15 protein-coding genes are annotated in these 13,814 nt (G+C 72.5%); 9 read left to right on the top strand and 6 right to left on the bottom strand.

The features are described 5' to 3' along the window. Nucleotides 1-38: 38 nt before the first annotated feature. On the top strand, nucleotides 39-1,115 hold the full coding sequence (locus tag Pdca_RS26275; protein WP_085910900.1) for a phosphotriesterase family protein: 1,077 nt from the start codon (nucleotides 39-41) through the stop codon (nucleotides 1,113-1,115). A gap of 19 nt (nucleotides 1,116-1,134) precedes the next feature. Here the strand turns inward: Pdca_RS26275 and Pdca_RS26270 are convergent, their stop codons facing one another. Next, nucleotides 1,135-1,326 carry a hypothetical protein gene (locus tag Pdca_RS26270; RefSeq protein ID WP_085910901.1) on the bottom strand — a complete coding sequence of 64 codons (192 nt, stop codon included), beginning with the start codon at nucleotides 1,324-1,326 and terminating at the stop codon, nucleotides 1,135-1,137. 237 nt (nucleotides 1,327-1,563) lie between these two features. On the opposite strand from Pdca_RS26270, the gene Pdca_RS26265 reads away from it, so the two are divergent. Beyond that, nucleotides 1,564-2,202: an HNH endonuclease gene (locus tag Pdca_RS26265; RefSeq protein ID WP_085910902.1), complete on the top strand. Its 639-nt coding sequence runs from the start codon at nucleotides 1,564-1,566 to the stop codon at nucleotides 2,200-2,202. Nucleotides 2,203-2,275: 73 nt separating this feature from the next. Here the strand turns inward: Pdca_RS26265 and Pdca_RS26260 are convergent, their stop codons facing one another. Then, nucleotides 2,276-2,566, bottom strand: a complete 291-nt coding sequence (locus Pdca_RS26260; RefSeq protein WP_085910903.1) for a hypothetical protein — start codon at nucleotides 2,564-2,566, stop codon at nucleotides 2,276-2,278. Between the two features lie 276 nt (nucleotides 2,567-2,842). Between Pdca_RS26260 and Pdca_RS26255 the strand changes: the two genes are divergently transcribed. Next, on the top strand, nucleotides 2,843-3,880 hold the full coding sequence (locus Pdca_RS26255) for an LCP family protein (RefSeq protein ID WP_085910904.1): 1,038 nt from the start codon (nucleotides 2,843-2,845) through the stop codon (nucleotides 3,878-3,880). A 63-nt stretch (nucleotides 3,881-3,943) separates the two neighbouring features. Here Pdca_RS26255 and Pdca_RS26250 read toward each other — a convergent pair whose 3' ends face one another. After that, nucleotides 3,944-4,741 carry a glucose-1-phosphate cytidylyltransferase gene (locus Pdca_RS26250; protein ID WP_085910905.1) on the bottom strand — a complete coding sequence of 266 codons (798 nt, stop codon included), beginning with the start codon at nucleotides 4,739-4,741 and terminating at the stop codon, nucleotides 3,944-3,946. Nucleotides 4,742-5,148: 407 nt separating this feature from the next. Between Pdca_RS26250 and Pdca_RS26245 the strand changes: the two genes are divergently transcribed. Then, nucleotides 5,149-5,931 carry a DUF5753 domain-containing protein gene (locus Pdca_RS26245; RefSeq protein WP_085910906.1) on the top strand — a complete coding sequence of 261 codons (783 nt, stop codon included), beginning with the start codon at nucleotides 5,149-5,151 and terminating at the stop codon, nucleotides 5,929-5,931. 166 nt (nucleotides 5,932-6,097) lie between these two features. Next, entirely contained in the window at nucleotides 6,098-6,781 is a 684-nt protein-coding gene (locus Pdca_RS26240; protein ID WP_085910907.1) for an Rv1352/Rv1906c domain-containing protein, read from the top strand. A 25-nt stretch (nucleotides 6,782-6,806) separates the two neighbouring features. Here Pdca_RS26240 and Pdca_RS26235 read toward each other — a convergent pair whose 3' ends face one another. Both Pdca_RS26235 and Pdca_RS26230 read right to left on the bottom strand, forming a co-directional pair. Beyond that, nucleotides 6,807-7,658 (bottom strand): siderophore-interacting protein, encoded by an 852-nt coding sequence (locus Pdca_RS26235; protein ID WP_158092043.1) that lies wholly within the window; start codon nucleotides 7,656-7,658, stop codon nucleotides 6,807-6,809. Continuing rightward, nucleotides 7,655-8,650, bottom strand: coding sequence for an ABC transporter substrate-binding protein (locus Pdca_RS26230; RefSeq protein WP_085910909.1), 996 nt, complete (start codon nucleotides 8,648-8,650; stop codon nucleotides 7,655-7,657). Before Pdca_RS26230 ends, Pdca_RS26235 begins: the two co-directional genes overlap by 4 nt. 65 nt (nucleotides 8,651-8,715) lie before the next feature. Here Pdca_RS26230 and Pdca_RS26225 point away from each other — a divergent pair, with 65 nt between their 5' ends. Next, nucleotides 8,716-9,366 carry a TetR/AcrR family transcriptional regulator gene (locus Pdca_RS26225; RefSeq protein ID WP_085910910.1) on the top strand — a complete coding sequence of 217 codons (651 nt, stop codon included), beginning with the start codon at nucleotides 8,716-8,718 and terminating at the stop codon, nucleotides 9,364-9,366. 48 nt (nucleotides 9,367-9,414) lie between these two features. Here Pdca_RS26225 and Pdca_RS26220 read toward each other — a convergent pair whose 3' ends face one another. Further along, the gene (locus Pdca_RS26220) at nucleotides 9,415-9,615 is read right to left on the bottom strand and encodes a hypothetical protein (protein ID WP_125911574.1); all 201 of its coding nucleotides are present in this window, start codon (nucleotides 9,613-9,615) and stop codon (nucleotides 9,415-9,417) included. A 303-nt stretch (nucleotides 9,616-9,918) separates the two neighbouring features. Here Pdca_RS26220 and Pdca_RS26215 point away from each other — a divergent pair, with 303 nt between their 5' ends. The 3 genes from Pdca_RS26215 (at nucleotide 9,919) to Pdca_RS26205 (ending at nucleotide 13,811) form a co-directional block, all read left to right on the top strand. Further along, nucleotides 9,919-11,850 (top strand): ABC1 kinase family protein, encoded by a 1,932-nt coding sequence (locus tag Pdca_RS26215; protein ID WP_197719830.1) that lies wholly within the window; start codon nucleotides 9,919-9,921, stop codon nucleotides 11,848-11,850. Between the two features lie 111 nt (nucleotides 11,851-11,961). Continuing rightward, nucleotides 11,962-12,528 (top strand): dTDP-4-dehydrorhamnose 3,5-epimerase, encoded by a 567-nt coding sequence (gene rfbC / locus Pdca_RS26210; RefSeq protein WP_085910912.1) that lies wholly within the window; start codon nucleotides 11,962-11,964, stop codon nucleotides 12,526-12,528. Then, a complete protein-coding gene (locus Pdca_RS26205; protein WP_085910913.1) occupies nucleotides 12,528-13,811 on the top strand; it encodes an NAD(P)H-dependent oxidoreductase in 1,284 nt (427 codons plus the stop codon). The genes rfbC and Pdca_RS26205 overlap by 1 nt, the downstream gene beginning before the upstream one ends. Nucleotides 13,812-13,814 lie beyond the last annotated feature (3 nt).

Raw genomic sequence — 13,814 nt, 5'->3', positions numbered from 1 at the left:
TCCGTCGTCGGACGGACGTCGCCATACCAGGGAGTGTCATGAGTGCAGACAGCGTCACGAGTGCAGACAGCGCCGAAGGATTCTTCAGGACCGTGCAGGGTGACGTCCCGGTCGGGGAGATCGGGCACGTCCAGCCCCACGAGCACCTGTTCATCGACCTCGGGAACACCGCGGTCCAGCAGGGAACCGTGCTGGCCAGCGACGAGGAGATCCATCTCGGCAACTACTACGAGACGCGCCGGCACCACTCGGCGTACAGCGTCGTCATGGACAGTGTCGAGGTCGCGGTGCAGGAGGTGCGCGAGTACCGCGAGTTCGGCGGGGACGCCATCGTCGATCCCACGTCGATCGGTCTGTCCCGGAACCCGGAGGGGCTCGAGCACGTCTCCCGGCAGACCGGCGTACACATCGTCATGGGGTGCGGCTACTACTACCGCGACTACCAGCCGCCCGGCGTGGGGGAGAAGTCCGCGCGGGAGATCGCCGCCGAGATCGTGCACGACATCGGGGTCGGCGTCGGGGAGCGCCGGATCAGGGCGGGGGTGATCGGCGAGATCGGCCTGTCGTCGCCGCTGGATCCGCAGGAGGCGATCGTGCTGGAGGGCGCGGTGTACGCACAGCGGGAGACCGGCGCAGCTCTGATGATCCATCCGGGTCGCGACGGCGCGGCGCCGGCCGAGGCGCTTGACGTCGTCACGAGCCTCGGCGGGGACCTCGGCCGAGTCGTGATGAGCCACATCGACCGGACCCTGTTCGAGGTGGACGCGATGGCGGATCTCGCGAGCTCGGGGTGCTATCTCGCGTTCGACCTGTTCGGTCAGGAGTCGAGCTACTACCCGTACGGCCCGATCGACATGCCCAACGACGCCACGCGGGTCGACTACCTGATCGAGTTGATCAGGCGCGGGTACGGACGTCAGCTGCTCGTCGCCCAGGACATCTGCAAGAAGGCCTTCCTGCGGACCTACGGCGGTGAGGGGTACGGACACGTGCTGCGGAACGTCATCCCGTTGATGCGCCGGAAGGGGATGACCGACGAGCAGGTCGAGATGATCACCCGGGAGAATCCGAAGCGGGCGATCGCGCTGGCGCCCGGCGCCGCCGGGACCGGATGAGCCGCGGACCCGGGAACCGCTACTCCCGGGCGATCTCGCCCAGCCAGCCCTGGAGCTCGGCCGGCCGCAGGTCGCAGTACGGGCAGACGGCGACGAACGTCGGCGCACCCGGACCGGAGACCTGGAGCCGTTCGCGTGCCCCGCGGCGACCGCAGCAGGTGCAGGTGGACTCCCGCAGCTCCGGATCGGGATGCTCGCCCGTGTCGTCCATGGCCCGTGTATAGCGCTGCGGCGCAGGGCATGCACCGGGCTGTGGCCGACCGCACGCCGGGTGTGAAGCAGGCGTTTCCGCTGGTTACGCCGGGATGGCCGGTGGCAGGCGACGGCCCCGCGCGGGCGGCGCGGGTTCGGAGTACACCGATCGTCGGTGTCGCTATCACACTCGCGTAACCCGGCTTCCGTATGGTCGACTACATCACGGACCTCGAGCGTTCGCGGAGGTGGTCGCGTGCCGTACCGACAACCCGTCCCCAGTGGTGCCGGGACCGTCGTCACCCCCGATCTGAGAGCGGTCGATCCGCTCCCCGACGATCACCCGCCCGCACCGGGGACCGAGCCGCCGCCCACGGCGTCGGTCCCGACTGGGACCCGGGTACTGCTCCTCAACGCCAGCTTCGAACCGCTGGCCGTCGTCACCTCGAAGCGGGCGATCCGCCTGCTGCTCTCCGGTAAGGCCGAGTGTCTCCAGGAGGCACTGGAGGGCACCGCCTTCCGGTCGGAGAATCTCTCGCTCCCCGCACCGTCGGTGCTTCGCCTGTCCCGCTACGTCCGCGTCCCGTACCGCCGCGCGGTGCCGATGACCCGGGCCGGGGTACTGCGCCGGGACGGCCGCCGCTGCGCCTACTGCGCCCGGCGGGCGGACACCATCGACCACGTCGTGCCGCGCAGCCGCGGCGGTGCGCACAGCTGGGAGAACTGCGTCGCCGCCTGCCGTGCATGCAACTCGCGCAAGGCGGACCGGCTCGTCGAGGAGCTCGGCTGGACACTGGCGACCGTCCCCGGGCCGCCGTCGCGCAGTGGGGCGGGCGTGCTGGTGCTGGCGGTCGAGCCGTTGCCGGCCTGGGAACCCTGGCTCGCCGCGGCATAGCGCCGTGCGGGCCTGCGACCCCGCCCCACGGGAGCGGGTGGGATCGCAGGCACCGCGCCGCCCGACGGCCGGATCAGGGGCGGAGCAGCCGCGAGGCCAGCCGCACCCGGCGCCGGACCGGGCGGGTGTCGCCGGCCCGGAAGGAGCGGCAGTCGGCGCCGCAGGCCCCGCAGTCGGTGCCCGGGCGGTAGTGCTCGTGCGCGTCGCGCCCGTGCCCGCACCGGCACAGCTCGACGACCGCGGGGGCCTGCGGGGCGGCCGGGGGCACGGTGGGGGTCCGGTCGGCGTCGTCCGCGGCGGGCCGCGGGGCCGGGATCGCGCCGGCCGGCGTGATGACGGTCGGGGTGTCCGGGGTGACGCTCATCGAGGGGCTCCTGTCGGGATCCGCTACGGCCGGGCGGCCGTTCTGCCCGGTGAGTCGCCTGCTCCGGGTGGCCCATTAGCGATTCCGCCGTGGGTTCCCCAGATCTGATGAGCGGCGTCCATGATCGTGCACGTTGGGTGTCCGTCGGGCCCTGACCTGCAACTATGCGTAGCGGTGACCTCGATCGCGACGGTCCGGCGTCAACCTTTCGGGCGCGTCGGACGTCCTACTACGACGAGACAACCGGACCTCTCGAACGGTCCCGGAAGGATTCCGATGCGCAACGCGGTTCCCCCGCCCCCCGTGAAGCGGCGCCGTACCGGCCGTCGGCTCCTGGTCACCGCACTGACCCTGGCGCTGGTGTTGCTGTTGGCGGTGGCCGGTGCGGCCGTGTACCTGGTGTCGAGCGTCGGCAACGACGTGCCCCGCATCCCGGACGCCTTCCGCGGGCTGGCGGCGGCCGACCGGCCGGCGACCTTCGGCGGGACCACCTTCCTGCTCGTCGGCACCGACTCGCGGGCCGAGGAGCCGATCACCGGTGCCGGTGCCGCACCGGACGCCGACGGTGGCTCCGAGCGCAGCGACGTGATCATGCTCGGCACGCTCGCCCCGGACGGGAGCAGCGCGTCGGTGGTGTCGATCCCGCGCGACTCCTGGGTGGAGATCCCCGGGCGGGGTATGGACAAGGCCAACGCCGCGTACGCCTACGGCGGGGCGCCGCTGCTGATCGAGACCGTCGAACAGCTCACCGGGGTCCGGGTCGATCACTTCGGCGTGATCGACTTCGCCGGGTTCACCACCCTGGTCGACTCGGTGGGCGGCATCGACGTGACGGTCGCCCGGGCCACCAGCAATGCCGGCGTCGACTTCGCGGCGGGGGAGAACCATCTCGACGGCACCCAGGCACTGGCCTACGTCCGGCAGCGCTACGGCCTGCCCAACGGCGATCTGGACCGGGCGGCGCGCCAGCAGAACGCGATCAAGGCGCTGCTGGAGCGGGTGCAGGCGACGGCGACCAGCGACCCGGCCGCGCTCTACTCGTTCGCGACCAGCGTCGGCGACGCGGTCAGCGTCGACGACTCGCTGACCAACACCGCGCTCGTGCAGCTGGCGGTGGCGAACCGGAACCTGCGCGGATCGGACGTGGCGTTCGTGACCGCGCCGGTCGCCGGGCTGGGCCGGGAGGGCGCGCAGTCGGTGGTGTACCTGGACGAGACGCGCGGGCAGGAGCTGTGGGGAGCGGTGCGCGACGGATCGGTGCGGCAGTTCGCCGAGCTGAACCCGGGTGCGGCGCTGGGTGGGACGCCGTCCTGACCGGAGTGCCGGACGGAAACGGGGGCCGGTGCACCGCACCGGCCCCCGCGTTCGCCGGACGGGTCAGGCCCAGGTCTTCCAGGGCGCCTCGCCCTTCGACCACAGGCCGTTGAGGAACTCGTAGTCCTTGAAGGTGTCCATCGCGCACCAGAAGTCCTCGTGCTGGTGCACGCCGAGCTGGCCGTCGCGGGCGAGCCGCTGCAGCGGCTCGTGCTCGAGCCACACGTCGTCGTCGCCCTGCTCACCGAGGTAGGTGTCGAGGAACTCGCGCTTGAAGGCGAAGAAGCCGCCGGAGACGAAGCCGGTCACCTGGGTGGGCTTCTCGTTGAACTCGACGACCTGGTTGCCGTCGACGTGCATCTCGCCGAACTTCGAGGTCGGGTGCACGCCGGTGACGGTGCCGATCCGGCCGGACTCCTCGTGCTCCTTGGCCAGGGCGTTGATGTCGACGGTGGCGACACCGTCGCCGTAGGTCAGGAAGAAGCTGTCGGTGTCGACGTACTGCGCGATCTTCCGGATCCGGGAGCCGGTGGCGGCCTCCAGGCCGGTCTCGGCGAAGGTGATCTCCCAGTCCTCGTCGACGCCGTTGTGGAAGTCGATCTGGTGCTTCTCGGACATGGAGAGCGTGAAGTCCGCGGAGCGGGCGCGGTAGTCGAGGAAGTACTCCTTGATCGCCCAGCTCTTGTAACCCAGGCACAGGATGAAGCGGCGGTAACCGGCCTCCCGGTAGATCTTCATGATGTGCCAGACGATCGGACGACCGCCGATCTCGACCATCGCCTTCGGGAGGCTCTCGCTGGCCTCCCGGATGCGGGTGCCCTTGCCTCCGCAGAGGATGACGACGGGGGTCTCGGGGTTCATGCGGTCCTCTCGATCTACGGGGAGCGTGGCGGGGCGGCTACGTCGCTGATGGTTCAACCGCTCACCACTACCGCATCGTTATCCCATATGGCCCGAGAAACAGGTCACAGCGGACCCTTCCGGGCGCTGTTTGTGCAGGGTTCATCACGAAGAGTCGTGTCTGTCGGGTTGATTCGGTTCGGGATCGTTCGTGGCGCTGAGCCGGACTGTGCGCTCGACGTGCCGACGATGGTCGAGCACGAGGAATCGCATCGCCGCCGGTGTCCACGGCGGGCGTGTCGCCGCCCGCGAGGTCGTCGATGATCCGGACGAGCTACGTATGCTGCGTCGGACCCGGGACCGCGCGGTGGCGGCGGCCGTCCCGTTGAACGAGTTCCTGGCCCGTGAGGATGAGGTGACCCGCCCGCGTGGTCGACGAGAGCCCGACCCGTAGCCGGCTCCGCAGTGAGCTGATCCGGGTCCGCGACCTGGCCGGCATCTCGGCGCGCGGGATGGCGCGAACCCTCGGCCTGAACCGCGGCGTCGTACAGCGGTTCGACACCGGCCGCGGGATGCTCCCGCTGGACCGGATCGAGGCATGGCTCGACGTCTGCGCGGTCGTCGGCGCGGACCGGGATCGCATCCTCGGCATCGCCGAGCGCGCCACCGGCGAGACACGGCCGTGGCGCGACCTGCTGGAGCGGGTCGGGCACCTGCAGGCCGACGGCCGGGAGCGGGAGTCCGAGGCCGTCGCCGTCGTGTCGTTCCAGCCCACCGTGTGGCCCGGGCTGCTGCAGACCCCGGAGTACGCGCGGCTCGTGCTGTCCGCAGGGCACACCACCGATGTCGACGGTGCTGTCGCCGCCCGGATCGCCCGCCAGCAGGTCCTCTTCGAAGGGGCGACCCGGTTCAGCTGGGTGCTGACCGAGCACGTCCTTCGTGCCGACCTCGGACGGCCGGACGTGCTGGCCGCACAGCTCGACCGGGCCCGGTCGCTTGCCCGGCTCGACACCGTCTCGATCGCCGTGCTGCCGGACTCGGTGCCACTGCTGCCCTGGCACAACTTCCTGATCTGGACGCCGGCGGAGGGCGATCCGTACGTCACCGCCGAGCTGGTGCACGGATCGCAGGAGGTGCACGGCCGGGAGGACGTCGCCGAGTACCGGGCGCTGTGGGAGAAGCTGGAACGGCACGCGCGGCCGTTCGTCTGAGGCGGATGGCTCACGACCCGGTCAGGGCCGCCCGGTCTGCTCCCCGAGCTGCGGCCGGCAGAGGCGTTCGCGCTGGTGGTGACGGACGACCAGCTGCGCTCCACAGAACTGACGAACCGGACGTCGTCACCGCAACAGGGCCGTTCGGCGCAACGACGGTGCAGGCATGACGACGCAGAACGGACCTCGGCACGGCGACACCCGGCAGCAGCCGTGGTGGGACGCGCAGGCGCAGGTACCGGGGAGTGTGCCGCCGATCGACATCCCGGCCCAGCGCAGCGCACCCGCCGACCCGTCGATGCCACCCACGGCGCGGCGCTGGCCGAAGCGGCTCGGGGTCGCCGCCGTGACGGTCACGGTCTTCGTGCTCGGCCTCGCGATCGGCGGCAGCGGCGGCGCGCCCGCCGGGCCGGTGGAACCCGTCGCCGCGGCGCCGGTCTCACTGCCCGCGGACCTGTCCCGGATCGAGAGCCTGGAGCAGCAGCTCGCGGACGCGCAGCGGGCGAGCCAGGACCTGCAGGCCGAGCTGGACGCGCGCCCGGCCGAGCCGCCCGCCCCCGCCGAGCCGCCCGGCCCGGTGGCGGCCGCACCGGTGGAGAGCGGCCCGGCGACGACGGTGTCCGACGGCATCTACGAGGTGGGCGTGGACATGGCCGCGGGCCGCTACAAGACGCCTGGTCCGGGCACCGACAGCTTCGTCGGGATGTGCTACCTCGAGCGCGCGTCGGACGACCTCGGTGAGCTGGACTCGATCATCGCGAACGACAACATCCAGGGCCCGTCGTCGCTGACGGTCAACGACGGGGAGTTCGCGAAGTTCTCCGGCGGTTGCACCTGGACGAAGCAGTAGCGGCGATCAGGCGGGCCGGCGCAGGTCACACCTCGGCCAGGTCGACGTCGTGGTGGTCGTCGTACGCCCGCGCGGTGCCGCTCGCCGCGGTGAAGGCCGCCATCCGGCCGGCGTCGGTCTCGGTGACGGTCATCCCGCGCCGCCAGTAGCCGCTCGCGTGCAGGTCCGAGCGGTCCAGGCCGCGCTCGCGCAGCAGGTGCCGCCGGACGTCGCGCACCATCGCCGCCTCACCGGCCACCCAGGCCTGCACCCGTCCGCCGGGGAGTGCGAGATCACGCAGCGCTACCACCGGGTCGTCGTGGAGCCAGACGATCCGCGGGTCGTCGGAGCACCGCTCGGCGGGGCCGTCGACCTGCAGCAGGGCGCGGGCATCGGCGCCGGGCAGCGACTCCAGGATCGCGACGGCGCCGGGGGCCGCGGTCGCGTCCCCCACCAGCAGGTGGGCGTCGACGTCCGGGCAGGCCCAGAACTCCGAGCGCGGCCCGGTGAACCGGACCGGCTGTCCGGGCACCGCGGTGCGGGCCCAGCGTGCCCCCGGCCCGTCCCCGTGCAGGACGACGTCGAGATCCAGCTCGGTCGACACCGGATCGAAGCGGCGCACCGTGTACGGCCGGAACGCCGGCCGCGGCCCGTCGAACTCCAGGTTCGGGAACGTCCCGCGGACGACCGGATCGTCGCCGGGCTCGGCGGGCAGTGCGAGCTTGATCGCGTCGGCGGGCAGCGCGCCGTCGGCGAAGGGGGCCAGCCCGCTCCCACCGAGGGTCACCCGCAGGCAGCCCGGGGTGACCGGCGCCGTCCGGATCAGGTGCGCCTCCCACAGCCGCAGCCGGGCCCCGGCCCGATTGCGCCTGCGCAGTTCCTCGTGCACGCCGGTCATGTGCGATCCACCTTTCCGAACACCGGGTCGAGCCGGTCGAGCAGCCATGGGATGTTTCCTGCGGTCGGCAGCCGTAGCGCGCTGACCGTCGCGAGATCGACGACCTGGTAGCGGCCGTCGCGGGCGACCGCGAGCCGTGCGAACAGCTGGCTGCCGGTGACCTGGCCGGACAGCTCCTCGGAGCTCGCCGCCAGCAGGAGCAGGTCGGTGTCGAGCAGGTCGAGCTGCTCGAACGACAGGGTTGCCGCCCCGGCGCCGCGGGCCGAGCCGCTCTGCCGGGGCAGGGCGGCGACGGCGTCGTCGAGGTGCATGCCGAGCGTGGCGAACAGGTCGGCGGTGATGTCGTCCGGGCGCCCGGTGACGGCGACCGAACCGGGCTCGCGGGCCCAGCCGACGACGAACGCGGCACCGTCCAGCCCGGGATGCGCGGCCCGGGCAGCCGCCAGGGTGTCCTCCACGTCGGCGACCAGCCGGTCGGCCCGATCGGACCGGCCGAGCGCGGCGCCGATCGAGCGCGCTTCGTCCTGCCAGCTGTCCGCGAGTACGCCGTGCGTGTCGGCGACGGTCGGCGCGATCGCGGCGAGCCGCGGGTAGAGCTCGTCGATCCCGGCGAACGAGTGGGCCAGGATCAGATCGGGCTCCAGCGCGGCGACCTTCTCCAGGCTCAGCCCGTCCCCGGAGGTCGTGTCCAGCAGCTCCGTCCGCCCGGCGTCAACCGTCCCGGCCGCCCACGGCCAGATCCCGTCCGCCGAGTACGGCGAGCTGGCGATCGCCACCGGCGTGACGCCGAGCGCGGTGGTCACGTCGACGTCCGCGAGGCCCAGTGCGACGACCCGGACCGGCTCCCGCGGGATGACGGTCTCGCCGAGCCGGTGGGTCAGTGTGACGGGGAAGGCGCCGTCCGCGGCCGGTTCCGCCGGTGTGGACGCCGCCGTGGAACAGCCCGTGACCAGGGCGACCGCGAGCACCGCGGGGATGAGGGTTCTGAGCACGGAGCGAAACTATGACAAGCTGTCACTGATGAGCAAGGGTAACCTCAGTTACTAGGCTGGACGGCATGACGATCGACGCCCGCACCGGACGCCGCCGCCCTGGCCCCGCGCCCCGGGTGAGCCGGGAGGCGATCGCCGACGCCGCACTCGCGATCGGGTTCGACCGGCTCACCGTGACCGCGGTCGGTGAGCGGCTGGGCGTCTCGCACGGGGCGCTCTACCGGCACGTCACCGACCGGGACGACGTCGTGCGGGCCGCCGCCGAGCGGCTCGTCGAGCGGCACCCGCCGCCGCCTGCGGCTCAGCACTGGCCGGAGACGCTCGTCGCTGCCGCCGTGGCCTACTGGGACCTGCTGCGCAGCACTCCCGGCCTGGTCGAGGCACTGCTGGCCAGCCCGGCCGCCCGGGAACCGCTGCACGTGCACGGCACCGCGCTGACCAGGGCGCTGCTGGCGCACGGGCTCCCGGCGGAGACCGCGGTGCTGGCCGCGGACAGCGTGCTCGACCTCGCACAGGACTCGGCGCGCACCGCGGCCCGGCTGGACGACGCTGATCCGGACCGGATCCGGCGGCGGATCAGTGCCCGGCTGACCCGGGACGACGACGAACCGGCCCGTGAGGTGATCATCGGCGCCCTGCTGGGGGAGCCGGGGGACTGGTTCCGGCGCAAGCTCGACGTCGTCGTGCGGGGGGTGGAGACCCTGGTCGGACCGTGAGGGTGGACCTGCCGGGCCGGTGTTCGTGGGCCGGGGGAGTGTGTCGGTTCAGTCCTCGGTCACGATCCGGCGCACGGTGTTGCGGTGGAAACCGGTGAGTTCGGCCAGCTCGACCTGTGAGACACCGGTCGCGGCGGCCTCCCGGATCGCGTTCCGCAGGACCGCGTCCGCGGCGTCGAGTTCGGTCCTCGCCCGGTCGCGTTCGCGCACGGCGGCATCCAGGCGTGCGCGTGCCGAGCCGGTGGTCACTGCCGGAGCATGACACCGGTCCGGTCCCGGGAGTGGCCGGTCCGCTTCGTTCGGCCGGCCGGGCATGTTCGGGACGTGAGCGGCCCGGCCGCGGTGCGGGCGCAGCGGATCGAACACGGTTGCTCGGCGCATCGCCGTGCGGGCAGAGTTCTTCCCACTGATCGTCACGGTCGGTCGTCGACTCGACCCCTCGGCCGGCGACCACCTCTGCGACCGGTGTGCCGGACGGACGTCGTTCACCGTCCGGGTGATCTCCGGGTGGTCCCGGAGGGCGCACCCCCGCCGACCCGTGAGACTGCCCCCGTGGAAACGCTGCTCACGGCGCTGTCGGCGCTGCTCGGGGTCTGGGTGCTCGGCAATCTGGTCAGTCGTCCGTTGCGGATGGACTTCTCACTCACCCGCCGCCTCGCCGCGGGTGCCGTCGCGTTCACCAGCACCATCCCGATCGTCGAGCAGATCACCCCGCCGCCGCTGATCGGGACGACCGAGCCGTTCCCGCTGCTCTGGTACCTCGTGCTCGGCACGCTGCTCGCGGTGCTGCTGGCGATGGTGCTGCTGGTACTCGCCGAGGTGATGGTGCCCAGCGGGTCGCTGCCCGGGCCGGTCGCGCTCGTCCGCAGCCTTCCGCGCCGGGTGCGCCGCACCCGCCGGTACGCGGCGATCGTCCGGGTGCTGCTGCGGCACGGACTGGCCGCCTACGTGTTCACCCGGCAGCGGCCCGATCTCGACACCGCCGACGGCCGCGCCCGGCTCGCCCGGTCGGTACGCGCCGCGCTGGAGGACGCCGGGGTCTCCTTCGTCAAGCTCGGCCAGATCCTCGCCACCCGCCCCGACCTGCTCCCGGCCGAGTTCGTCGACGAGCTCACCCACCTGCAGGCCCGGGCCCGCCCGGTGCCGTGGCCGGAGATCGAGACGGTGCTGGCCGCCGAGTGGGGGCCGGAGCCGGTGCTCACCTCGATCGATCCCGAGCCGCTGGCCGCCGCGTCGATCGCGCAGGTGCACACCGGCCTGCTGCCCGACGGTTCCGAGGTCGTGGTCAAGGTGCAGCGGCCGGGGATCGCCGCCGTCGTCGCCGACGACCTGGACATCCTGGACCGGCTCGCGCACCGCCTGCAGCGCCGGACCCTCTGGGGCGCGCGGCTCGGTGCCGTCGCACTGGCGGACGGGTTCGCCGCGTCACTCCGCGAGGAGCTGGACTTCACCGTCGAGCTGCGCAACGTCACCACGATGGCCGCCGCGGCCGCCGCCCGCGGCGCCGACACGATCGTCCGGACCCCGGTGCCGCATCCCGCGCACAGCACGGGCCGGGTGCTCGTCCTGGAACGCGTGCACGGCCGGCCGGTGTCGGCGGCCGCCGGCGACGAGCCGCTCGCGGCCGCACTGCTGGACGCGCTGCTCGGGCAGATCGTGGTCGACGGGGTGTTCCACGCCGACCCGCATCCGGGCAACATCCTGCGGACCACCGGCCCGGTGCCGCTGGTGATGCTCGATCTCGGATCCGTCGGCCGGCTCGACGCCGGGCTGCGCAGCGGGCTGGTCCGCCTGCTGCTGGCCGTCGACACCGGTGACCCGGTCCCGGTCTGCGACGCGCTGCTCGAGCTGGCGCAGGCACCCCCGACCCTGGACGAGCGTGCACTGGTCCGCGACGTCGGCCGGTTCCTGGTCCGGATCACCGCACCCGGCGTGCCCACCGACGCCCGTGCACTCGGCGATCTCGTCCGGATCGTCACCGAGCACGGCATCACCGTCCCGCCCGAGCTGGCCGCGGTGTTCCGTGCGATCGGCACCCTGGACGGCACCCTCACCGCGCTCGATCCCGGCTTCGACCTGATCGCCGGCGCCCGCCGGTTCGCGGCCGAGCGGATGCGTGCCGAGCTGGAGCCCGAGGCGTTGCTGCGCCGCGCCGGGGCCGAGCTCAGCACCCTGCTGCCGCTGCTGCGGGCGCTGCCGAGGCGGGTCGACCGGGTGCTCGGGGCGCTCGACGACGGCACCCTCGCGGTGCAGGTCCGCCCACAGCCGGGGGAGCTGGCGCGGCCGGCGTCGGAGGCGATGGGGCAGGTCGTGGCGACCGCGCTCGCCGCGACGACCGGCCTGATGGCCGTCGTGCTGCTGGCCGCGCCGGGTGGTGCGGAGGTGGGGCCGGGGCTGACCGTGCACGCGCTGCTCGGTTATCTGCTGCTGATGGTGTCGGCGATCCTGGCGCTGCGGAGCCTGGTGCGGTCCTACCGGACCTGACCATCACCGTCCGTGGAACTGCTGTCACCCTCGGCCGCGACGCTGCGTTGCGCCGGTCACGAACCGGAGGGTGGACGCAACCTTCGTACGTGCATGGGCGACGCTGAAGGTATGGACATCCACCCGACCCCGCTCGCCGGATCGGCGCTGATCGACCTCAAGCGGCTCACCGACGACCGCGGCTTCTTCGCCCGCGCGTTCTGTGAGCAGGAGTTCGTCGACGCCGGGCTGGACCCGACGATCAGCCAGTGCAACCTCTCGTACAACCACGAGGCGGGCACCCTGCGCGGCTTCCACTACCAGCTGGAGCCGAACGCGGAGGTCAAGGTCATCCGCTGCGTCCGCGGCGCGATCTACGACGTGATCGTCGACCTGCGGCCGGACTCGGACACCTACCTGCAGTGGTTCGGTGCGGAGCTGTCCCAGGACAACTACCGGGCCATGTACGTGCCGAGGAACTTCGCGCACGCCTACCTGACCCTCACCCCGGACGCGACGACGATCTACCAGGTCTCCACCCCCTACACCCCGGGTGCCGAGCGTGGCCTGCGCTGGAACGACCCGGCGCTGGACGTCGACTGGCCGGTCGAGATCGCGCACATCTCGGACAAGGACGCGAACTGGCCGCTGCTGGCCGACAACGCCGACTTCCCGGCCGTGACGAGCGGGGCCCGCTGATGCTGATCCTGGACACCGCCCTCGCCAAGCGCGCGGCGGAGAACCGCCCGATCCGGGTCGGCCTGGTCGGTGCCGGCTTCATGGGCCGCGGCCTGGTCAACCAGATCGTCAACTCGACGCCCGGGATGGACGTCGTCGCGATCGCCAACCGGACCGTGCCGACCGCCGCCCGCGCCTACACCGAGGCCGGGCTCGAGCCGGTCGAGGTCTCCGGCACCGCCGAGGTCGAGGCCGCCATCGCCAAGGGCACCCCGGCCGTGCTCGGCGACGCGTTCGCACTGCTCGCCGCCGAGAACATCGACGTGCTCGTCGACGTCACCGGCGCCGTCGAGTTCGGCGCCCGGGTCACCGTCGCCGCGATCGAGCGCGGCCTGCCGGTCGTCACCATGAACGCCGAGCTCGACGGCACCGTCGGTCCGCTGCTCGCCGAGAAGGCGCGGCAGGCCGGCGTCGTGCTGACCGGGGCGGACGGCGACCAGCCGGGCGTCCAGGCGAACCTGCTGCGCTTCGTCAAGGGCATCGGGATCACGCCGCTGGTCGCGGGCAACATCAAGGGCCTGCAGGACGAGTACCGCAACCCGACCACACAGAAGGGGTTCGCCGAGAAGTGGGGGCAGGACCCCTACATGGTCACCAGCTTCGCCGACGGCACCAAGGTGTCGTTCGAGCAGGCGATCGTGGCGAACGCGTTCGGCTTCACCGTCGGCAAGCGCGGGATGTACGGCCGTGACCACGCCGGCCACGTCGACGAGCTGACGGGCGTCTACGACGTCGAGGAGCTGCGCGAGCTGGGCGGCGTCGTCGACTACGTGGTCGGCGCGAAGCCCGGCCCCGGCATCTACGTGCTCGGCACCCACGACGACCCGAAGCAGCAGCACTACCTGAACCTGTACAAGCTCGGCGAGGGCCCGCTGTACAGCTTCTACACCCCGTACCACCTGTGCCACTTCGAGGTCCCGAACACCATCGTGCGGGCCGTCGACTTCGCCGACGCCGCGCTGACCCCGCCGGGGGCGCAGCGGGTCGACGTCGTCGCCACCGCCAAGCGGGACCTGAAGGCCGGGCACACCCTGGACGGGCTGGGCGGCTACGACAGCTACGGCGTCGCCGAGGCGTCGCCGGTGACCCGGTCGGAGCGGCTGCTGCCGATGGGGGTCGCCGAGGGCGGGGTGCTCACCCGGGACGTCGCGAAGGACGAGGTGCTCACCTACGACGACGTGACGCTGCCGCCGGGGCGGCTGATCGACGTGCTGCGGGAGGAGCAGGTAAAGCTGTTCTCCTGACGG

This window comes from Pseudonocardia autotrophica (assembly GCF_003945385.1).
Classification (GTDB): Bacteria; Actinomycetota; Actinomycetes; order Mycobacteriales; family Pseudonocardiaceae; genus Pseudonocardia; species Pseudonocardia autotrophica.
This window is presented reverse-complemented; position numbering and strand designations above follow the sequence as displayed.

What these genes read in the sequence shown, in the direction of transcription:
- Pdca_RS26255 (WP_085910904.1), top strand. Translation starts at nt 2,843, where the DNA reads ATGCGCAACGCGGTTCCCCCGCCCCCCGTGAAGCGGCGCCGTACCGGC.
- rfbC (WP_085910912.1), top strand. Translation starts at nt 11,962, where the DNA reads ATGGACATCCACCCGACCCCGCTCGCCGGATCGGCGCTGATCGACCTC.
- Pdca_RS26240 (WP_085910907.1), top strand. Translation starts at nt 6,098, where the DNA reads ATGACGACGCAGAACGGACCTCGGCACGGCGACACCCGGCAGCAGCCG.
- Pdca_RS26225 (WP_085910910.1), top strand. Translation starts at nt 8,716, where the DNA reads ATGACGATCGACGCCCGCACCGGACGCCGCCGCCCTGGCCCCGCGCCC.
- Pdca_RS26260 (WP_085910903.1), bottom strand. Translation starts at nt 2,566, where the DNA reads ATGAGCGTCACCCCGGACACCCCGACCGTCATCACGCCGGCCGGCGCG.
- Pdca_RS26250 (WP_085910905.1), bottom strand. Translation starts at nt 4,741, where the DNA reads ATGAACCCCGAGACCCCCGTCGTCATCCTCTGCGGAGGCAAGGGCACC.
- Pdca_RS26270 (WP_085910901.1), bottom strand. Translation starts at nt 1,326, where the DNA reads ATGGACGACACGGGCGAGCATCCCGATCCGGAGCTGCGGGAGTCCACC.
- Pdca_RS26275 (WP_085910900.1), top strand. Translation starts at nt 39, where the DNA reads ATGAGTGCAGACAGCGTCACGAGTGCAGACAGCGCCGAAGGATTCTTC.
- Pdca_RS26205 (WP_085910913.1), top strand. Translation starts at nt 12,528, where the DNA reads ATGCTGATCCTGGACACCGCCCTCGCCAAGCGCGCGGCGGAGAACCGC.
- Pdca_RS26235 (WP_158092043.1), bottom strand. Translation starts at nt 7,658, where the DNA reads ATGACCGGCGTGCACGAGGAACTGCGCAGGCGCAATCGGGCCGGGGCC.